This window comes from Haloarchaeobius amylolyticus, assembly GCF_042678045.1.
Classification (GTDB): Archaea; Halobacteriota; Halobacteria; order Halobacteriales; family Natrialbaceae; genus Natrinema; species Natrinema amylolyticus_A.
Map to the genome: position 1 here is coordinate 1 of NZ_JBHUDI010000007.1, position 19128 is coordinate 19128.

Sequence of the window (19128 nt, forward strand, 5' to 3'; positions counted from 1 at the left end):
CCCTGCTCTTCCAGCAGGGCGACACGTACGAGCTGTCTGAATCGCCAGATAACGAGGAGCTATGGCCAGATGCTTCTTCTGCTGAACACTCCAAGGCTGTGGAGCCGTCTCAGCCGGCAGAATCATGCACCTCAGAAGAGCAATCTGTACAGATCGAACCAGAGAGTGATGGCATCGAGGCGTTCGCAGCGATGTACATCAGAGAAGCAGATGGTGTGCAGATACCGAAGGAGGAATTGTTTCAGGCGTACTCGAGATGGACTGATCAGCAGGACATTGATGGGACAAATGCGAGCTGGTTCGGTCGGAAGCTTGCGAACGTCGTTGAGTATGAAGATGACCGTATCAGAGACGGCGATAATCTGGTAACAGTCTACACTGGAATCGACCTGACCAGCGATGGATCAAAGCTCCTTGAATGAGATTTATATCATAACTATGTCTGTATTTCAAGAGAATAAAACACCGGATATCTCTGCACTAGCACTAGTATTCCGATCTCCGCTCATCAGGCCATTTAAACGCCAATCTCCGGTTTACACCACTGTTTGTTCAGGTCAAATTAATTGTTCAGGTCAAGAATCTGAAAAATGTTCAGGGCAAAACCGCAGGACAGAAGCGATGTTCATGGCAAATCGAGGGTCAAAACCAACTAGTATAGAAGGGGTATCCCCCGTTGGACAGGGTAGCGAACAGCCCACTGGTTTTCGGTGTGTTTGTCAGCATCGTGATAGTGGATGCACGATGTCCAACTGGACGCATATTACGAGGTCGATCGATGATGTCTGAGAACGCTGTCTCGGTACTCCCCGAGGAACTACGTGAGCGCGACCAGTGGGTCTGCTGGAAAGAAGAACCTCGAGATGGGAAGCCGACGAAGATACCAGTGACGCCAGGGAGTGGTGCGTTCGCGTCATCGACGGATCCCAAAACATGGGCGTTGTTCGAGACAGCGCTCGAGTACGCTGACACAGGGAACGCCGATGGCATCGGCTTCGTCTTTACCGATGACGATCCCATCGTCGGCGTGGATCTGGATGACTGTCGGAATCCCGAAAGCGGCGACGTTGACGACACAGCACTGGACATCATCGAGCGACTCGATTCCTATACTGAGATCTCTCCATCGGGCACTGGGTTTCATGTGCTCATCAAGGGAGAGCTCCCAGATAGACGGAACCGCCGTGGCAGTATCGAACTGTACGACACCGCTCGGTTTTTCACCGTGACTGGCGACCGCCTCGAGGACACGCCACCTCGCGTTGCACGTCGGCAGGATGCGCTGGTCGCGATCCATCGTGAGTACGTCCAAGACTCTGACCCGGATCCAGAGCACGAATCTGGGGACCGTCGCACTAGCGACGAGACGGAAACAACGGGTAGTGCAGCCCATACTGACGTTGATCTCGAGGACCAGGAGCTGCTCGAGCGAGCGCGGAACGCATCGAACGGCGAGAAGTTCGAGCGGTTGTGGCGTGGTTCGACTGCTGGTTATGAGAGTCAGTCAGAAGCAGACATGGCGCTGTGTTGTTTGCTGGCGTTCTGGACTGGTGGGGATCAACAGCAGATGGATCGGCTCTTCCGCCAATCGGGGCTGCTTCGAGACAAGTGGGACGAAGTCCACTACGCAGACGGCTCTACGTACGGCGAGAAGACCATCGAACGAGCGATTGCGAGTATCTCCGAGTTCTACGATCCCGATACTCGAGAGACGGCAACCGAATCTGTTCCCAGAACGAGCGAGTCGTCGACCGCTGCCACCCGTGACAAATCGGATCGGACTCCGAATCGTGCGTATCTGGTTGAGAAGAATCGACTGTTGACCGACCGTGTCGACGAATTAGAGACCACGCTCGAACAGAAAAATGAGCGTATCGATCGCCTCGAGGCAACGATTGAGGATCTCAAAACCGAACTTGCAGAGCGTAACCGAGAGATCGAGCAGACTCGAGAAGAAATAGCCGAGACGACGTCCGACTGTGACACCGCTTCAGAAACAGCCTCTCTGTGGGGACGATTATTCGGCGATAGCTCCAAGTAACAATCGTCAGGAGGATCATTTCTTCGATTCAGAGCAAGGCACTTGACTCGGTAAGCAAGTCTTCGTAAGGAACAGTAGTTCTATTGAAGTATACATCCGAAAAGATAGTTCTAGCGGAAAATAACAATATAGCAACCTCGATTATCATACATACTGATAATCTATCCCTTGGATGTAGGCCTTCAAGTAGTTGCTTGTCATTGGTGTGTTCTATGCCTTCAGACCGCGTTCAAATCCGCAAACTCAAACAGCAGGTCGAAAGACAGGAGGTACTGCTCGAAGAGTTGCGCACGCACGTTACACCACAGGGTCTGACTCAAGGCAGAGAGATACAGCCATGCATGCACTGCGATGAAGGGTGGGTTGCTGTCATCGATGACCGTCTCACCTGCTCTAGCTGCGGCTATACGGCGACCCTCTAACGCCCTTGCCTGTACTAAACGCAAGCCAATGCAGGCTGTAACAATTTTACCCACTAAAGAACAAAATTATTGAAATGCCCTATCAGCCTCCAGTTGAATGTCCAATTTGCGGTGAAACGCTAGCTCTTGATCGAACTCTCGAAGATCACCTCATACGAATCCACACACATGCGGAAGTAGTTCGGTATCTAATAGCCATACATAGGCAATATAATGTAATTAACACTTCATGATGCGGTTAGAGTATTCGTTTCTTCACAGCCGATCAGTTAAGTCGTGAACTGAATATAGGATTTATAACGTTGATGAAGAGATCATAGAAGTCTTCCCACGGTGTTAACTACACCACGTCTATGGTGAATTGGCCGATAAGTAGGTATGCGTATTGAGTGTATCACAGACTGTCTCTCAGTTAATCAAAACAACAGGCTTCTGTGAATACCTCGGGGATAAATCCGTGTTCGGGACGCTACGTTGGTGACTAATGATCGAACATACCTCAAAAGATGCGCTTCGTAATGATCCACTCTCTGCCAATGAAGATGTGGCGAAGCTTTGTCTCCAGCTGCGCCATATCTCCCTCGAAGAATTAGAAGAACAGGGGTTGGTGAGGTGGGAGAGAGACGAACACCTCGTAACGAAAGGCCCACTGTTTGATGAGAAGCGACCAGAGTATGAGATTGACTAAGAGCAGATACGGTATTTGGTACCTTATTCGGCTGTCTTCGGTACAAGCGCCATCAAACGTGGCTTCTCGAAGTAATTCGATCCCAGTTCCAGTCCTCTATGGTGGCTATTTACCGCTAGAACGTGACAATTCGTCTGATGGCTACTGAAGCCACCTTTACAGTTCCGTCCGATCAGTTCCCTTTGGGAACGGTCTTCAAACAGTTACCGGACGTGACCGTCGAACTGGAACGGATAATCCCGGCACAGGACATTGTAATACCGTACTTCTGGGTGCGAGGAACTGTGGCCGACGATATTGAGGACGCGTTTACCGGCCATCCCGGCGTGGCCGACATTCGCCTCGTCGATTCGGTCGCAGACGAATACCTGTTACGTGTCGAGTGGGCGCTCGAGTATTCCGGTGTGCTCAGTACACTAGTAGAGACCGATATCCCACTCATCAAAGCGAGTGGCACGAACCAGCAATGGACATTCGAGGTACGTAGCGACGCTCGAAGCGATCTCGCGACCTTTCAGCAACGTTGTCGAGACCGGGAGATCCCGATCACGCTCACAGAGATCCATGCACTCACGCCAGTCGAGACGGCCACTGAGGAGGCACTCACCGATACCCAGCAAGAGGCACTGGTACTCGCCTACCAGCGCGGGTACTTCGAATCCCCGCGCGAAGTGACGATGGAAGAGATCGGCAACGAACTCGGCATCTCCCAGCAGGCCGTCGCGTCTCGTCTCCGGCGCGGAATCAAGCACATTCTCGGAAGTACGCTTCCCGATATTGAACAGACGGACCGATAGGCTCTCAAAAAGGGTTTTGTATAGTATGAAGTCACGCTCACGTTGCTGGCCGTTCACAGTAGATACACTATGCCCGACGGGGAGATTGAGCGAACAATTGCTGAATGTCTCATCTGCGGGTCCGTCTATGCAGCTCGAAAATGGAGTGACGGAACAATCCAACCGATTGGGAGTACTGGCTGTCAATGTGGATCAACGCAATTCCGTGTTATCAAAGATACAAGTACTCACACCTTCCGAGAGGAGAAGACCAAATGACCATTATTGCGTATTCAGCATATAGGGGACGCTGAGTAGCTGATTTTGTTTTCTCCACGTAAAACAGTCAGGTTTACCCTCTGGATTCATTTCATTTGTTGTGTTCCGTCAGTAGTTCTTTGTACGGAATCGGTTTGTACAATCCGTATCGTTACTTCCTTCCCCTGTACTGACTGCGATTTGAGTCGTTCAGAATAAAGAAACGGAGCAACGAGCTACCGGTACCGTCGCGACTGTGATGGCGTGTTTGTCATCCTCGAGATAGGTGCGGGGCGGTCGAACTGCCCCGAGGTAGCGAATGACTACTGAGCGACAGCACCCACGAGACTGTGGTATTGATCGAACACCAACTCACCGACAGCCCTTCGAGACACCCTGGTCTGGCCTCGAGTTACGCGTTCCGAACGACCGAAATCGAGAGTCACTCATCTCATTCGTCGAGTGTGTTCTCGTCGAACTCACGCATGCAGATGTCGGTGCCGAGTATCGATCATCGAACATTTGGGGAGTTAAACTGACGCAGTACATCGCTGCCGATACGGTTGGCGAGAGATTCGAGAAGCGCCATTATGACGAACGGCTCGGCTGGCAAGAGCAGACGATTTCTCGGCAGGACGTCCGTGATGAACTGATCAATCGCCTCGCACGGCCCGCGTCACTGGCGACGAATCAGAGTCATTCCTATCCTGTTGAGGAACCAGATACGTTCAGGGTGAAGCCGACGTGGCAACTTCGAACGGACCGACGGCCCGGCGAAAAGTAATCAGCAGTCGTCAGTACGCGAGCGCGCTGTTGAATATCGATTACTGATTCCAGTACGCATCACCTAGTACTTTCCACTCGACCGCGCTCCCAGCATCAGGGTACAAAATAATTCTGACCGACACTAAACTATTAGTTCACAGGGATCATAAAGCGAGTAATGAGCGACCGATCACAGGTGTGGCCAGAAGAGATGGATAGTGCAGACCGTGTCAGGCATGTCGCCTTAACGCGAACGACACCACGAAATGCTGGCTGGATCGCCGAAGAGGCGGATGTCTCGAGAGATACGGCTGTTAAATATCTTGATCGAATGGCTGATCAAGGAGAGCTCGAGGCCATTGAAACAGCTGACGGCACATGCTACAAGCCCGATGAGATTACGCAATTCCTCCGTGAAGTTCGGTCCCTTGCTGAAGAGCAGTCAGTAGACGAACTCACTAATGAACTGCGTGCGATTGGTGAGGAAATCGACTCGTGGAAGTCAACGTACAATGTTGAATCTCTCGAAAAACTTCGACAGAGCATTGGACGTGAGGATCTGTCGGCTGACGATCGACGCGAGCGCCTCGAAGTGATCGAAGAATGGGAATACAACATTCAGGTGCGTGAAGCACTTCAGCTTGCGATCAGCCTTCAGAGTTCGCTAACGCGACTCGATGCAGACCCGCGTCTCGCAAATCGTGGTTCAGACACGCTTCCCCAAGAGGGTTAGGGAAGATGGTACTCTTTCTTGCTGGTGGCCGAGGATTCACTCGGCGCGAAGGACTCCGTCGCCTCAAAGAACGACTGGAAAAAGAACCGGGGTTTTCCGATGTTCGGTATCGACCATCTCGACTCCGTCCACGATCTGTCGTTGCTGACATCGAGGCTGAGATATTCTTAGGCGAAGAATTCCCACGGCAACAGGCCACCTTCGAGGTCACATGGCGGCCACGTGCCGACATTGATGTTCAGCGTGTTCAGTGGGCTGATGACGCAGTCAGCTTGGGGTGGCACAAAGACGATGATCATGAAGAACTTGGGACAACCCATTTCCAGATCGAAACTGATGAGGAATTAACTCACGAACCGGGGCATCTAGAAGCAGAAGCGCCGCTAAGCTTTCTGGAAACCTGTCTTCAGCGACTTCCTCCAAAACTCGAGGAGACGATTCCAGAGTGAACCCGGTTACTCCTAATTGAACGGTTGCTTGATCTCTGTATTCTCCTTCTGATACGGTCCCTCTGACCGTACTTCCAGCAGTGAATTTTTGGCGCCATGAGGCACGAGGCGCGCTCAACAGTGAGCCGTCATGGAATTTCCAATGACTGATCCAAACCCGATTGACAACACTACAGACGATTACAGCCGGTTCGAAGCCAGACTCGTTGCCCGTGATCAGGATGCAACTCGCGTCCTGACAGCAGATATTGGCGACACAGCCGCCCGAAAGCTCGTTACGGAGCTCATCGATAACAGTGTGGTGACGCCGGTCCCTGGCAAGCGGGTGTTCGTCCACGAGCCAAGTGGGACCGCCTTTGACTCGAGCACTCAGCTTGCTGTCTTCCATCAAGGCTGGACGGCGGCCCGTAATGCCGACGAGGTGGGGGGCGAGTGATGCAGCAGACGCTCGCTGGCTGTGCCTTCTGCGACGCCCTGCCCGGCACCGAGGCCGGAGAGGCACATACCTGGGGAAAAGACGAGCGAGTCTCTCACCCCATCTGTGTCGACTGCGCTATCCAGGCGGAGCCGGCCCCTGACGAGCGCGATCACTGCACCTGCGATGGCTGTGGGCTCGTCGTCGACGCGCTTGCAGCCCTCACGCGGTTCCGAGTTGAACTCGGCCGTCTTGAGGGCACGCTACAGCTGTGTGCGCGGTGTAGTCCGGGTGGGCCAGCCACCTACTGGACGCGTGATCTCGAGGAGCACATCGTGAAGACTGCGTAAGTACTGGATGCGAATGTGAGAACATGCTGGAGATTCCTGTTGAGCAAGAAAATACGTCGATGGTTCTGAACAGAGAGCGACGTAACTCGCTGAACGAAGCAGAAATAATTCAGCGTGCGGTAGATATATGGCCGATCATATCGTTAGTTGGATGTAGGTGAACACTGATGGACTTGACTGATACTCCCGACGACATTCGTGATTCAACTGAGAGTCCACCTGATTTTACCGAATGGGACTCTCCTGAAGAGGTCTTGAAAGGAGGTCCAACACGAGAACGATTGCTCAGTGTTATTTTACAGTTACGGACTCCAACAAAAGTGTCCAGAATTGCAGAGCAAGCAGACTGCGATACTGAGACTGCAAGGGACTACCTTGAATGGTTCACCTCGATGGGAATGACGCGTGAGATCTCGGGACGACCTGTGAGATACGAACGCAACGAATCGTATCTCCAGTGGCGCAGAGTTGAGCAAATCCGAGACGAATATTCTGAGGCAGAGATCGTCAAAGAGCTCAAAGAGACGATGAAACGAATCGAGGAGTATCGTGCCCAGTTCGATGCCGATAGCCCGGAAGACGTGTCCCTCATGGATCGCACCGAGGAAGCGTCGGTCGAAGAAGTGTGGGAAGCACTGAGTGAGTGGAAAACGCTCAAACAACGTGCAGAGCTCTTAGATACAGCGCGTCAGAACGGCCATTCCTCGAGTGGCGGTGCCAAAGTCGATGCCTGAACGCCGGCCAGCTGACGACGATACTGTCCCAGAGGTCGGTGGCATCGATACCGACATTCTCGAACAAATTGGGCAGCATCTTGAACGAAGTAATCGCTTTGCAGAGACCGTCTTTCAGCCGGAGTACGCACCAAGTTCAGTCGTCGCAGAATACGACATGGGGTACTTTCCAACTGCTATCGAGCGTGCGTATCTTCAGGTTCGCTGGTACGAGACAGACGATTTCAATATCCACTACTCTGAACAATACGCCACTGGAGACCACTGGGAGTGTCGGTGGGACCGCCATCCAAACGATCACAATACTCGCTCACATTTTCATCCACCGCCAGATGCAGCGACACCAGGGGATGATGTGGAGTATGAGGAAGACTGGCGAGATATACTCTCGGACGTACTCGGCGACTTAGACGATCGAATCGAAGCGTTTTGGGAGTGAGAGATAAGCGGGATACCTGTTGAAAGACGGTCCCCTTCAACCCCAGCGCATTCGTTCACCGATTAGGGGCTTAAACAGGATTCTCATAAAGCCAGAGCCTATATTTTGAAAACGACAGCGGTACTCGGTATCGGTATGGAGTGTCCTGCGTGTGGCGGCCCCGTCACGATAGAAGTAGGGCCGAACCAGCCGCTCTCAGCATCAGTGGCGGACGCACTGCTTGCTGCCGACGAAAACGAGCAAATCACCGTTACCCGAAATTGCTGGGCGTGTGGATGGAATGAAGAACGGTCGGTATCCATTGACTCGATCGAGATAACCGAGGGAGAGGCCCATGTTGTCAAGCGAGCCGTGCTCCTCAACGAGATCACCGACGAACTCTCGACCATCGACAGTTTGGCAACGCTCAAAGATGTTCTTGCCGAGGTCCGCCGGCAGCGTCGGCTTGAGCCAACGACCACGGAGACAGACAGAGACACCACAGGTGAATAGCGATGTCCGATGGCGACGCCCTGTACGACGTTCGTGAACGAACCGGAAACCCCGATCACGCATCGGTCGACGAGGTAGTTGAACTCGTGTTCGAGCGTGCACAGAACCCTCGAGAGGATCACCAGGACGCGCATTTCGACGCGGCGATGGCGACCGCCGTGGACAGATACGGGACAGAACCCGTTCGTACGGTTATCCGTCGCGTCCTCGTCGAACATTATCCGTTCCGTACCGCCACGACTGACCTCGAGATGCGCAATATCGACGGCATTCGTATTGGGACGACGGCTGGCTGGTTCCTTGAGGAGCTGAACGCGCAGCAAGGCGACTGAGACGAGTCTCGTGAAAGCCCGTGACCGCCGCTACGCTTCGGTATCAAATCGATGAATCGCCAAGGCTAGCGATATTTCATAGGCGTTTGTTTCGAGCGAATCGATACATAGGCAGATAACCGATAGCTTATCGGAAATAGTTATCCGGTGGCATGAGAAAACCAAGACTGTGACTGACGATGTCGCGTATCCCTCTGTTGACTTAGTCCTTGACCTTCACGAGCAGATTGTCGAGGAAAGCGACAACACGGAATCAGGGGTTCGATCAGAAGATGCAGTTGCATCTGCGTTGCAGTACGTTTCGGAGGGATTTTTCGGGGAGGTCCCACAGACGATCCATGAGAAAGCAATCCACCTAATGAGGCTGCTTGTTGCAGATCATCCGTTCGTCGACGGGAACAAGCGAACTGCACTCCGAACGGTCGTCGTCTTCTACATGCTGAATGGATACACATTCGAATACGGCGACGAAGTTCGTGCCTTATTGCACCGCTTTGCGACCGATGAAGCCGCTGTCGACACCGATACCGCAGTAATTTACTTCCGAGCGTGTGCTCGTCGCAACTGATAAAGGGACACAACGAGTATGTTCAATATAGAGATGGCGTCCAGCACCGATTCCTCGGCGACGGTCGACGAAGAAGCCCGCCGACTATACGAGCGATATCAGTCGGCCGAGAGTGATGAGGAACGCCACGAAATCGCCCTCGAGATGGGGAAGCTTGACGGACGCCGCCACGCGGAGATTTACGCAGCACTCGAAGACGAGTGAGCGGTTTTTCTCCCAGAGATCTGTGTGTACGGTGTCGTTCGAGACCCGCAACTAGCTGAATTTCGATTTAGCAAAAGCCACATACCAGATATGTTTGTGTAACTTTTGTCGAGTGGTTTTTCAACCTATAAGTCGAAATGGGAATATGTACGATCTCACTAAATTCCAGCGTGACATCTTGTACGTGATCGCCGGCCAGGACGAGCCACATGGTCTCGCGATCAAAGACGAACTCGAGGAGTACTACGAGAACGAGATCCACCACGGACGACTGTATCCCAATCTCGATGACGTCGTCGACAAAGGACTCGTCGAGAAAGGCGAGGTCGACAAACGAACGAACTCCTACACGATTACAGCGCGTGGGCAACGCGAACTCAAGGCCCGGCGTGAGTGGGAAGACCAGTACGTTGGTGACCTACTCTCGAGTTCGGAGTAAGACGGTTACAACGGTTGATCGTGCATACTGAGCCGAATCCCTCGAGTGTCGTTCCATCACGACCACAATTTCAGGGTATCGTGAATGGAAAGAGAGTCAGTTAGTGATATAAAGAACTGACTAGTTGGATTCGCTTACATCTACGTACGTGTGGAATAACAAATATCATCTCGCCTGAATGGCTGGGCCATGGACGACCTCACAGGATTCCAACGCGACCTGCTGTACGTGATCGCGGGTGCTGACCAGCCATCTGGACAGGATGTCAAAGACGAGATCGAGCAGTACTACAGTTCAGAGATCAATCATGGTCGGCTGTACCCGAATCTCGATACGGTTGTGAATAAGGACCTTGTGGAAAAAGGACAGCTCGATAGGCGCACAAACTACTACGCGATTACAGACGAGGGAGAGCAAGCAATCGAGGACCGCCGTGAGTGGGTATTACAGTACATCGACTAATTGAGATCGGAAACGATCTGGATCCTTGTTTTGATCTCTCGAACCTCGTAACTACTCGCATTCCTAGCAATTATCATCCACCAACCTGCTGTATTTTATAATGAATCGGCGGAACGTTCTTGTTTGGTTCGGAGGTGGAATGGCCGTAGTTGGACTCGGAGGATATTCTCAGCGCCGCCGTCTGCGACGGTGGTCCGACCGCGACGCGTTGCACGACGCACAAGAGATTGACTATCCCACCGTTCCATCCCCCACATATCTCCGTCCAACAGAAGGTCATCTCACTGATGCCCTCGACGAACTTACCGAGCGCGTGGACGCCGCTCGAGAGCGGTGGCCAGACGAGGAGATCGAGGCCGACGACCGGGAAATTATAGCGAACTCTAGAAAACAGTTCGAAAGGGCGAAAGCAACACTCGAGGATATCGAAGAACAACGCGGATCGTTTGGGGAGCTCTCGGCGGCGGAACGGCTCGACGTTCTCGGTGATCTCCGAAGTGCATTGGGTGGCGCAGAGCAGGCAGTCGCTCTGGCGGATCTCCAGCGCGGCAACCGTGAGCGAGACGACATCGTCGCTACTCTCGGGGCATTGCGCGATGAGTACGAGTCCGTCATTGAGGATCTACTGTACGTTGCACCCGATCTCTCGTGGGCCGTTATCGCGTATGGGGAACTGGACGAATGGCTGGACAACGTCCGCGGCTCCATCCGGACGGGCGAGCACCACGTGCACGGTGAAGGGAACACCGACATCGTCGAACCACAGTATTCGGCCGGCCAGGCAGCCAGTGCACGCGCACGTCTCGCTGATGCTGTCCGGTTGCGCGACTCACTCGAAGAAACCGCACGAGAGAACACGACTGCGAACTCACTTGAACAGGAACTCGACAACGCGTACGAACGGCTCAACGAGCGAACGGACACGGTTACCGAACGGGTCGATTTTGATATCGAGGACGGTGCGGACGAGGACGAGATGGACTCCTATGCATACAGAAGACAGGCACGTCAAGAATAATCGGTTGGATTGCTTTGTTGATTGCAAGATGAATAAGGAACAGAATGTATAAGGGGAGCAATCTCGTTGCTGTTAGTATGGTGTCCACTTCCCACGCCAATTGCTGGCGTTGGCACGCGTCTCGGGAAGTGGACAGTATCGTGGCCTAGAATCTGACGGGCTTAACCCGGCGGATTCAACCGCGATGCTCACTCGCTTTCTCAATCGCATCGCCTCCAAAGTGACTACAACCATCAAGCACATATGCCAGCAGAAGACGACTTCACCGTAACGCCATACGCCGTCGAAGGTAACATCGACTACGACCGACTCCTCGACAAGTTCGGGGCTGATGCCCTCACTGCCGAACAGAAGGCGAAGTTTCCTGACCCCGGCCATCCGCTCGTGCGCCGTGACGTGTTCTATGCAGAGCGAGATGTAGACCCATTCCTTGATGCCGCCAACGAAGGTAAACCACACTCTATCGTGACGGGACGAGGCCCTTCAGGGCCGATGCACATCGGTCACATCTTCCCGTTCTACTTCGCTAAGTATCTGCAAGACCAGACAGGAACTCTCGTCTACATCCCCTTCTCAGACGACGAGAAGTACTTCCTTAAAGACAAATCGCTGGGTGAGATTAGCGACTACACCCGCGAGAACCTCCTTGACCTTCTCGCGGTTGGGTTCGACCCCGAGCGAACCCGAATCATCGTAGACACGGCTGACGCTGACGTGGTGTATCCTTTAGCAACTGCGTTTGCCAAGGAAGTGACGCAATCGACCGTGGACGCAACATATGGAGAACCCGAGAATATCGGTCTCTCGTTCTACCCTGCTGTCCAAGCCACACACCTCCTCTTACCACAACTTGTGGAGGGTCGCCATCCGACGCTCGTCCCGATTGCGGTTGACCAAGACCCCCACGTTCGAGTCTGCCGTGACATCGCGGCCAAGCAACGGTATGACGTGGCCAAGCCCGGTGCCTTGCTCTCAAAGTTCCTCCCGAGCCTCGAAGGGCCGGGGAAGATGAGTTCGTCCGACGACGCACCGAGCATCCTCCTTTCAGATGACCGAGAGACGGTCTTCGACAAAATCCGTACTCACGCTTACTCTGGTGGACAGACTAGTCTCAAAGAACATCGAGAACAGGGAGGGAATCCCGAGGTAGATGTCTCGTATCAGTTCTTGTACTACTTCTTTGAAGAAAGTGATGAGCAGGTGGAACGGCTTGCACGCGAGTATCAACAAGGGTCGCTCCTGAGTGGTGAACTCAAAGAGATGGCGGCAGAGAATATTGCGAACTTCCTCGAAGCACATCAAGAACGTCGTAGGGCACTCGGCCCGCTCGAAGAAGAGTTGGAACAGTACCGCCTGACAGAGAGCGAGCGGCAAGATGCGCGGCGACGGGCAGGATACCCCGACAATTCTCTAGTTCAGCAATAGGCACACTCACAGGAGCCTTCCACCTCTAAAATTTCCAAGATTATATATAATCCGTTTCTCGTGCTACCCAGTAGTGTCGGTTGCTCAACCTACTGAATCACCGTTCGACCACGACAGGTACTTCACGTTCACCGTCAGCGGCGAGACCTACAACGGGAGTATCCACTTCCTCACCCAGTACAACGAGAAGCCCGATTTCGTCGAAGTCCTACGAAATGCCTTCTTCCGCGACGAAACCTACGGTGATGCCCGTGCGGACTGGCATCGGAATACTACGTCGTTTTACGCGTGGGTGAAGGCTCATATGCTCCGGCTCGCGTGGGACTGCCGCGAAGGGTTCCTCCGCTACTTCCTCCACTCATTCCCCAACATCTGCCGTGACCTTGGCTTTCCCGTCGCGCACAACCGCGACACGAGCGGAGCGCCGAGTCAGTCGCGGCTCTGGGAGATGTGGAACAAGGAGTTCACCGACGTACAGCGCGAATTTGTGCGGACGGCCACCGAGGAAGCCCTTGACTTCGCCCGCGAACAAGGCATTCCCGCCCCCGACCCCGTGTTTCGGCCCGAGGAACGAGACATCTCCTCGAAGCGGAGCGAACAGCGACTCGTCGCGGAGAAGACCAAGGAGGTCTGGCAACAGGCCAAACCGTTCGTTATGGACACATTCTACCTGAAGCGGGCTGACAACAGCGTAATCCACGAGAACGCGTTCTGGGAACAGCACGCCTACATGGGGATGCGCGAGAACATGTACGCTCAGAGCGGCCATCACTCCTTCTATATCGACTCCCAGCGCGACCGCACCCCGAGTGCGTCGAACCACCGCTACCAGATAGGGAAACTCACTGTCGAGGAGACGCGCTCGATGCTCCACGAGACCACCCGGATGCTCATCGCCCACGCTCGGCACAACGCCGAACTTGTCGGCAAACTCTGGGCCGCCATCGACATCACGAAAGGCAACCCGTGGACGGGCAAAATCGAGCGCGACGGGGACAACAACATTACGGAGGACTGGATTCTCGGCTACAAAGACGGCGAAGTGTACTATCAGTGGGCCACCATCCAGATTGTTGGCTACGACATTCCGCTCGTGCTGGACGCGATTCCAGTCAAGCGCGGGATGAAGCGAGCCGACATCGTGGACAGCCTGCTGGAGAACGCACTTGACCTCGTGGATGACATCGAACTCGTGATGATGGACAGAGAGTTCGATAGCGAAGGCGTGAAAGACGCCTGTGACAAGCACGAGGTCTGCTACCTGAACGGTGCACGGAAGTACGAGTCAGAGAAGGCGACGTGTACGCGGCTCTGTCGTTCTGGGAAGACGATTCACATCGAGGAAGAATCTGTCTCAAGCGGCCCGACTCGCAAACGGATGTACCTCCTGTCCAGTGCTGAAGACGGCTTTGAGGCCGAAGACGAGGAGGAAGACGAGAATGAGGAGGGGTCAGACATCCGTGAGGAGATGCTTGAAAACCTCGCTGACCTCGGTATCGAACTGGATGAGGAGGATGCCTCGCACGGATTCAGCGCCCTTACGGAGGAACTTCGAGAGGAGGAGGCGAACGAGCCGACCGTGGGGTGCGAGGAGGATTCACAGGCGTACGCGCTGTTCGAGACCAACCATCCCAGCGTGACGCTGAAAGAGGATGATAGCGAGGTAGAGCGCATCCACATGGTCGAACGGATGGTTCGTCGCTACCGCCATCGTTGGGGCATCGAGAACGGCTACAAGCAAATCAAGACGTTCCGTGTCCGCACGACGAGCAAGCGCCACACGTATCGGTTCTTCAACTTCGTATTCGCGTGCGTACTGTACAACGTCTGGCGGCTTGTGGACTTATTGGTGAAACTCGCCATCGAAGGCGAGAATGCGACGTACGCGCCGCGTGTAGACGCGAACCAGTTCTTGACGGTGGCGAAGAAATACTACGGTCTCGACCCGCCGGACTAACGTCGTCGGGCGGTCAGGTGTCCGCTGACCACTGAGCGGCAGCACTGTCCTGCGTTCCTTATTTTCGGCTGATTGGTATCTGTTTCTGAATCATCGCCCTTAGTGCCTTCTCACGATGTTTTAGTACGGAATGGGTATGCCGCAGAGAACCTCGGTTCAACCGATTATTTGGTCACATGCCTGCCTTCTAATGCATACGAGATTTCGTTCCAGCAGTATGCCGGGATCGACGGCAGACCCGACGATGCGTACGAGAAGGAGTTGCTCGCACTCGCAGTGCGTCAAAAAGTGGAACACCATGCTTATGCACTGATCCTCTCGGAGTTCGAGGATATACCAGCCACTCACCAGCCTACCGCTTCCAGCCCTGAGTTTGACACGACGGGTGCAGACGTTCGCGACGCCAAAGATCGTGCCTCCGCCGCGCTCGACAACCGTCTCCGTACAGGCGGAGACGATCCACTCGTTCGCCATCTGTGCGCAACACTTGTAGAGCGATTTGACCAGCAGGAACATCGCCTCGACCGACACCTCAACGCGATTAACGACGGTTCGGCGAACGAATGGGCTGTCGAACTCGAGCGAACTCGGCTACGATACCGCGAGATCGAAGAACTGGCTACGACGATTCCGGATGCGATAGCAACCGCCACCGGTGGCAACGATCATGCGTAGAGTGTACCGTATCTAGAGTCGCTCGTGACCGATTAGTAGCCAATCCTAGCGGTTGTTGATCTGTGGTGTCGACAAGCTCTCCCACTGGACGGAACACTCAAACGCGTCTCTTGAGATGATCCGTATATGAACCGAGCGATCCTCGTGGTTTCCGTGGCGCTCCTCGTCGTTCTTGCGGGATGTGCGAGCGACACCGGGGACCCCGAGAATGCGATTGACGACTCTCAGACCGTTGGGAATGCTCTCGAGGTTGTTGACATGAACGTCAAGGAGGTGTCGCCCGGCGAGGAGTACATAGTCCTCGAGAATACCGCTGATGAGCCCGTTGATTTGTCCGGGTTTGAACTCCGAGACCGAGAGGGTGGGCAGGTCGATGGCGGCCTCTCTCCGTTTTCGTTTCCAAGTGAGTTCGTCCTGGAGTCTGGGGAGACGGTGAAGATAACGACCGGTGAAGGCGATCCAACGGACAACGAACTGTACTGGGGATACAACGTGAATATCTGGCGAGGCGATGGCGACGTGGTTCGGCTCGTCGACGCCAATGGCCAGGTCGTACTCGAGCACGCCTACGGCGATATCGATCTCGATGGGTCTGAGTCAGATGGCGATGTAGATGGCGGCACTGGTGACGAGAGCAATGGACTCAACGGGAGCACTGTCGAGGGAGAACTCGAGATTCACCACATCGACGTCGGGCAAGGCGATTCGACTCTCATCGTCACGCCAGCCAATGAGACGATCCTGATCGATACTGGCGACTGGCGAGAGGACGGCAGTGAGGTCATCGCCTATCTCGAGGCCCAGGGGATCGATCGGATCGACCATCTCGTCGCGACACACGCTGATGCCGACCACATCGGTGGTCACGCTGCTGTGATCGAGCACTTCGAGACGACTGGTGAGGGTATTGGAACCGCATACGATTCGGGTGTCCCATCGGATTCTGCGACCTATGGGAACTACCTCGATACCGTCGACGAGTACGACGTCGAGCTGCTCATCGTCGAAAGCGACGATGAGCTAGCGCTTGAGGGCGATGTCTCTGCCCAGGTGATGAACCCGCCTGCTGGGGACGCTGGGAGTGATGTTAACGATAACAGTGTGGTACTGGCGCTCGAGTTTGGTGACTTCCAGTATTTGGCACCCGGTGATGTCGATACTGGCGTTGAGCAGCGCTTGGTCGACGAGTGGGAAAACGATCTCGAGAGCGATGTCTACAAGGCTGGCCATCACGGGTCATCGACCTCCTCGAGTGACGCCTTCGTAGACGTCATCGATCCGGAGACGGCTATCATCTCGAGTGCCTACGACTCACAGTACGGGCACCCAAGCGATGAGGTCCTCGAACGGTTTGCCGACCGAGAGATCGAAACGTACTGGACGGGAGTCCACGGTGATATTGTGGTTCGCACTGACGGCACGTCGGTCGACGTAGAGACGAGAGAGTCGTTCTCGACGAACGCCGAGGATATCCTTGCAGAGACACCTGATTCCGACGACGAGACGAATTCCCTGATATCACCTCCGCTGGTCGCCAGTGGAATTGATGGAGCTGTCGCTCCTGCTATGGGGTGAGAAAGATGGATGGGACTTACACTGGCGTCGTCGATCGAATTGAGGACGGTGAGATTGCTGTCATCTTGCTCGAGGAGAATGAGCAGGTGATCGAGCAAGTCGATGTCCCTGTGGGTCGACTTCCAGAGCCCGCTCAAACAGACGGTGGCGTGCTTTCGGTGATGCTTGAGGATGGTGAAATCACGTCGATGGAGTATCGACCGGACGCCACTCGCGACCGCCGTGAGTCTGCGCAGGAGAAACTGGATCGGTTGTCGGAGAAGTTGTCTGATCGCGAGGAGTGAGTCGACGCTGGCGGTTATGAAGGTGACTCTCGAGGAAAAGTCTGTAGTGGACACTTGGTTCTGTTTCAAAGTTCCGTCTGATAAGAGGAGAATCGTGGATTGTCAAACGCTCAGTACAGCACGAAGAGTTAGCGATCAATACGGCGTAACGATTACTATGTAGGTGGCATACGCAGAACTACAAACATGACCAATAGAGTGAACGAGTATCTGCGGAAACGGCCTTTTCTTGGCACAGTGTTTTTCTACTGATGTTTGTCAGTGGCAGTCTCATGTGGATAGCAATAATGCAGCCGTCTCGTCCGCTATTCTCAATTTTGTCCGATGAGGGAGTCTGGTTTACTATTGGCCTACTCGCAGCGCCCTCTGGACTGGTATATTTTATCGTTTCGAAGCGGACTCACTCGCAGACCTGATCGAGGAGAGAGCTTTCAGTCAATACGCACACGTAGTTATCGAACCGACCGCTCCAGTTTCAGAGGCACCTCTAAATAAAGAAACCGTGCTACTGTCTACTGTTACAATACTATTCAGATTGATACTGTCGTAACACTCTAAAAAGAAAGAGTGTACTGATCCCACTGATCGTGAGAAGGGCAAGTTGAGATGTTGAGCCGGGCGTTTGAGACCCAGCCATCTTAAAAGGAACTCCAGTCATGAAAGCAAGGGCAAACAATTTCGTTCTAATAGATGTTAATTTCGATTTAGTAATACGAATATATGAAAATGAATCCTGTTTACTTTTCGAAAACTTGTCTCTTTTCAATGTATAATATAGGAGAACTAAGAAACCACCGAGAGGAACAAGAATAGCTAGATCATACCGTTGAAATTCGTCAAGATTGAATTGGCGCATATCTACATATACAATTCCAGCAAGCAAAAATTGGATAACCATCGTAGCTATTAATGTAAATTCTACTGCACTACCCATTTATTGAATAAATTGATACCAGACTACATAAATTTTCTTGATGTTTATTCACCAAGGGGAGTTCGCAACTGTGGTGTGCGGATGGGTCACTGAAACATCTGTGATGGAGTAGATCTGGGTGAGCGGCTTGCAATCACCACTTTCGATAATAGGGTGAAAGCCCCTGGCACGCTCGAGTCCCGCGCCTGGCGAGACGCACGCGTCTCGCTGCCCGTCGCTCGTTTCACTCGCGAAGACCTCGCTGCGCTCCTCACAAGTTCCGGTGCTTTCGTCGGCGGGGTTCCTCGAGCGCGCCAGCCCCTTTTGATCCCACCCACGTGGATTGATCGGGAGGCGATAGCGTTGGTTGCTCGCTCTTGGTATTCGGCCCGCCCCGCTCGCCGCGTGCCGCCCTCCGCGTCGCTCGCGACCGACCATTCCGGGCTGCGGTTCGCTCCTAGCGTCGCTCACCGTTCCGGGCTAAAGTGAATCTGGTCTCGGCGCCAGCATTAAGCGCGTTTTCGGTTGCGCCCCTCGCGGGCTTTCGCGTTCCAGCGCTTGGTGCCGCCTGCGCTGTCGCGCGCCACACCGCGGCGCGCGTTCTCGACGACAGTCGCGCTGGACACGGACCCGCAGTCCGGGCCGGACACGAGAAACGGCTTAAAGCTGGCCGCTCGCTTCGGGCGGGTCGCCGAGGCGCTCACACCGTTCGCG

At 54.0% G+C, this 19128-nt stretch carries 23 protein-coding genes and 1 pseudogene; 22 read left to right on the plus strand and 2 right to left on the minus strand.

Annotation, left to right across the window (positions count from 1 at the left end):
* The 20 genes and pseudogenes from ACFR99_RS12440 to ACFR99_RS12535 form a co-directional block, all read left to right on the plus strand.
* A pseudogene (locus ACFR99_RS12440) lies at positions 1 to 422 on the plus strand (hypothetical protein); the annotation flags it as partial.
* Positions 423 to 778: 356 nt separating this feature from the next.
* Positions 779 to 2041, plus strand: a complete 1263-nt coding sequence (locus ACFR99_RS12445; RefSeq protein WP_390287835.1) for a phage NrS-1 polymerase family protein — start codon at positions 779 to 781, stop codon at positions 2039 to 2041.
* 906 nt (positions 2042 to 2947) lie between these two features.
* The gene (locus ACFR99_RS12450) at positions 2948 to 3151 is read left to right on the plus strand and encodes a hypothetical protein (RefSeq protein ID WP_390287837.1); all 204 of its coding nucleotides are present in this window, start codon (positions 2948 to 2950) and stop codon (positions 3149 to 3151) included.
* Between the two features lie 137 nt (positions 3152 to 3288).
* Positions 3289 to 3948 (plus strand): helix-turn-helix domain-containing protein, encoded by a 660-nt coding sequence (locus ACFR99_RS12455; RefSeq protein WP_390287839.1) that lies wholly within the window; start codon positions 3289 to 3291, stop codon positions 3946 to 3948.
* 556 nt (positions 3949 to 4504) lie between these two features.
* On the plus strand, positions 4505 to 4969 hold the full coding sequence (locus ACFR99_RS12460; protein WP_390287841.1) for a hypothetical protein: 465 nt from the start codon (positions 4505 to 4507) through the stop codon (positions 4967 to 4969).
* A gap of 159 nt (positions 4970 to 5128) precedes the next feature.
* Positions 5129 to 5683, plus strand: a complete 555-nt coding sequence (locus ACFR99_RS12465; protein WP_373619992.1) for a DUF7342 family protein — start codon at positions 5129 to 5131, stop codon at positions 5681 to 5683.
* A gap of 5 nt (positions 5684 to 5688) precedes the next feature.
* Complete coding sequence (locus ACFR99_RS12470; protein ID WP_390287843.1) at positions 5689 to 6132, plus strand: hypothetical protein; 444 nt, start codon at positions 5689 to 5691, stop codon at positions 6130 to 6132.
* A gap of 142 nt (positions 6133 to 6274) precedes the next feature.
* The gene (locus ACFR99_RS12475; RefSeq protein ID WP_390287845.1) at positions 6275 to 6568 is read left to right on the plus strand and encodes a hypothetical protein; all 294 of its coding nucleotides are present in this window, start codon (positions 6275 to 6277) and stop codon (positions 6566 to 6568) included.
* Complete coding sequence (locus ACFR99_RS12480; RefSeq protein ID WP_390287847.1) at positions 6568 to 6897, plus strand: DUF7558 family protein; 330 nt, start codon at positions 6568 to 6570, stop codon at positions 6895 to 6897. Before ACFR99_RS12475 ends, ACFR99_RS12480 begins: the two co-directional genes overlap by 1 nt.
* A 167-nt stretch (positions 6898 to 7064) precedes the next feature.
* Entirely contained in the window at positions 7065 to 7631 is a 567-nt protein-coding gene (locus ACFR99_RS12485; protein ID WP_049912077.1) for a DUF7342 family protein, read from the plus strand.
* On the plus strand, positions 7624 to 8070 hold the full coding sequence (locus ACFR99_RS12490) for a toxin-antitoxin system TumE family protein (protein WP_390287850.1): 447 nt from the start codon (positions 7624 to 7626) through the stop codon (positions 8068 to 8070). Before ACFR99_RS12485 ends, ACFR99_RS12490 begins: the two co-directional genes overlap by 8 nt.
* Positions 8071 to 8205: 135 nt before the next feature.
* Positions 8206 to 8562 carry a DUF8105 family protein gene (locus ACFR99_RS12495; RefSeq protein WP_390287852.1) on the plus strand — a complete coding sequence of 119 codons (357 nt, stop codon included), beginning with the start codon at positions 8206 to 8208 and terminating at the stop codon, positions 8560 to 8562.
* A 2-nt stretch (positions 8563 to 8564) separates the two neighbouring features.
* Complete coding sequence (locus ACFR99_RS12500) at positions 8565 to 8894, plus strand: hypothetical protein (RefSeq protein WP_390287854.1); 330 nt, start codon at positions 8565 to 8567, stop codon at positions 8892 to 8894.
* Between the two features lie 169 nt (positions 8895 to 9063).
* Positions 9064 to 9462, plus strand: coding sequence for a type II toxin-antitoxin system death-on-curing family toxin (locus tag ACFR99_RS12505; protein ID WP_390287856.1), 399 nt, complete (start codon positions 9064 to 9066; stop codon positions 9460 to 9462).
* A gap of 18 nt (positions 9463 to 9480) precedes the next feature.
* Positions 9481 to 9666 carry a hypothetical protein gene (locus ACFR99_RS12510; RefSeq protein WP_465260898.1) on the plus strand — a complete coding sequence of 62 codons (186 nt, stop codon included), beginning with the start codon at positions 9481 to 9483 and terminating at the stop codon, positions 9664 to 9666.
* Between the two features lie 145 nt (positions 9667 to 9811).
* On the plus strand, positions 9812 to 10105 hold the full coding sequence (locus ACFR99_RS12515) for a PadR family transcriptional regulator (RefSeq protein ID WP_390287858.1): 294 nt from the start codon (positions 9812 to 9814) through the stop codon (positions 10103 to 10105).
* 189 nt (positions 10106 to 10294) lie between these two features.
* Positions 10295 to 10567 (plus strand): PadR family transcriptional regulator, encoded by a 273-nt coding sequence (locus ACFR99_RS12520; RefSeq protein WP_008458077.1) that lies wholly within the window; start codon positions 10295 to 10297, stop codon positions 10565 to 10567.
* A gap of 208 nt (positions 10568 to 10775) precedes the next feature.
* On the plus strand, positions 10776 to 11585 hold the full coding sequence (locus ACFR99_RS12525; RefSeq protein ID WP_390287861.1) for a hypothetical protein: 810 nt from the start codon (positions 10776 to 10778) through the stop codon (positions 11583 to 11585).
* Positions 11586 to 11828: 243 nt separating this feature from the next.
* Positions 11829 to 13010 carry a tryptophan--tRNA ligase gene (locus ACFR99_RS12530; protein ID WP_390287863.1) on the plus strand — a complete coding sequence of 394 codons (1182 nt, stop codon included), beginning with the start codon at positions 11829 to 11831 and terminating at the stop codon, positions 13008 to 13010.
* Positions 13011 to 13083: 73 nt separating this feature from the next.
* On the plus strand, positions 13084 to 14967 hold the full coding sequence (locus tag ACFR99_RS12535; protein WP_390287865.1) for a transposase: 1884 nt from the start codon (positions 13084 to 13086) through the stop codon (positions 14965 to 14967).
* A 156-nt stretch (positions 14968 to 15123) separates the two neighbouring features.
* Here the strand turns inward: ACFR99_RS12535 and ACFR99_RS12540 are convergent, their stop codons facing one another.
* A complete protein-coding gene (locus ACFR99_RS12540; RefSeq protein ID WP_390287867.1) occupies positions 15124 to 15498 on the minus strand; it encodes a hypothetical protein in 375 nt (124 codons plus the stop codon).
* A gap of 270 nt (positions 15499 to 15768) precedes the next feature.
* Between ACFR99_RS12540 and ACFR99_RS12545 the strand changes: the two genes are divergently transcribed.
* Complete coding sequence (locus ACFR99_RS12545) at positions 15769 to 17217, plus strand: lamin tail domain-containing protein (protein WP_390287869.1); 1449 nt, start codon at positions 15769 to 15771, stop codon at positions 17215 to 17217.
* A 5-nt stretch (positions 17218 to 17222) separates the two neighbouring features.
* Positions 17223 to 17501 (plus strand): DUF3006 domain-containing protein, encoded by a 279-nt coding sequence (locus ACFR99_RS12550; RefSeq protein ID WP_390287871.1) that lies wholly within the window; start codon positions 17223 to 17225, stop codon positions 17499 to 17501.
* 526 nt (positions 17502 to 18027) lie between these two features.
* Here the strand turns inward: ACFR99_RS12550 and ACFR99_RS12555 are convergent.
* Positions 18028 to 18435 (minus strand): hypothetical protein, encoded by a 408-nt coding sequence (locus ACFR99_RS12555; protein WP_390287873.1) that lies wholly within the window; start codon positions 18433 to 18435, stop codon positions 18028 to 18030.
* Positions 18436 to 19128 lie beyond the last annotated feature (693 nt).

Excerpts from the sequence above, each read along its gene's own strand:
- ACFR99_RS12485 (WP_049912077.1), top strand. The coding sequence starts at position 7,065 with ATGGACTTGACTGATACTCCCGACGACATTCGTGATTCAACTGAGAGT.
- ACFR99_RS12495 (WP_390287852.1), top strand. The coding sequence starts at position 8,206 with ATGGAGTGTCCTGCGTGTGGCGGCCCCGTCACGATAGAAGTAGGGCCG.
- ACFR99_RS12475 (WP_390287845.1), top strand. The coding sequence starts at position 6,275 with ATGACTGATCCAAACCCGATTGACAACACTACAGACGATTACAGCCGG.
- ACFR99_RS12490 (WP_390287850.1), top strand. The coding sequence starts at position 7,624 with ATGCCTGAACGCCGGCCAGCTGACGACGATACTGTCCCAGAGGTCGGT.
- ACFR99_RS12460 (WP_390287841.1), top strand. The coding sequence starts at position 4,505 with ATGACTACTGAGCGACAGCACCCACGAGACTGTGGTATTGATCGAACA.
- ACFR99_RS12455 (WP_390287839.1), top strand. The coding sequence starts at position 3,289 with ATGGCTACTGAAGCCACCTTTACAGTTCCGTCCGATCAGTTCCCTTTG.
- ACFR99_RS12520 (WP_008458077.1), top strand. The coding sequence starts at position 10,295 with ATGGACGACCTCACAGGATTCCAACGCGACCTGCTGTACGTGATCGCG.
- ACFR99_RS12530 (WP_390287863.1), top strand. The coding sequence starts at position 11,829 with ATGCCAGCAGAAGACGACTTCACCGTAACGCCATACGCCGTCGAAGGT.
- ACFR99_RS12480 (WP_390287847.1), top strand. The coding sequence starts at position 6,568 with ATGCAGCAGACGCTCGCTGGCTGTGCCTTCTGCGACGCCCTGCCCGGC.
- ACFR99_RS12500 (WP_390287854.1), top strand. The coding sequence starts at position 8,565 with ATGTCCGATGGCGACGCCCTGTACGACGTTCGTGAACGAACCGGAAAC.
- ACFR99_RS12470 (WP_390287843.1), top strand. The coding sequence starts at position 5,689 with ATGGTACTCTTTCTTGCTGGTGGCCGAGGATTCACTCGGCGCGAAGGA.
- ACFR99_RS12555 (WP_390287873.1), bottom strand. The coding sequence starts at position 18,435 with ATGGGTAGTGCAGTAGAATTTACATTAATAGCTACGATGGTTATCCAA.
- ACFR99_RS12465 (WP_373619992.1), top strand. The coding sequence starts at position 5,129 with ATGAGCGACCGATCACAGGTGTGGCCAGAAGAGATGGATAGTGCAGAC.
- ACFR99_RS12550 (WP_390287871.1), top strand. The coding sequence starts at position 17,223 with ATGGATGGGACTTACACTGGCGTCGTCGATCGAATTGAGGACGGTGAG.
- ACFR99_RS12515 (WP_390287858.1), top strand. The coding sequence starts at position 9,812 with ATGTACGATCTCACTAAATTCCAGCGTGACATCTTGTACGTGATCGCC.
- ACFR99_RS12445 (WP_390287835.1), top strand. The coding sequence starts at position 779 with ATGATGTCTGAGAACGCTGTCTCGGTACTCCCCGAGGAACTACGTGAG.
- ACFR99_RS12510 (WP_465260898.1), top strand. The coding sequence starts at position 9,481 with ATGTTCAATATAGAGATGGCGTCCAGCACCGATTCCTCGGCGACGGTC.
- ACFR99_RS12450 (WP_390287837.1), top strand. The coding sequence starts at position 2,948 with ATGATCGAACATACCTCAAAAGATGCGCTTCGTAATGATCCACTCTCT.
- ACFR99_RS12545 (WP_390287869.1), top strand. The coding sequence starts at position 15,769 with ATGAACCGAGCGATCCTCGTGGTTTCCGTGGCGCTCCTCGTCGTTCTT.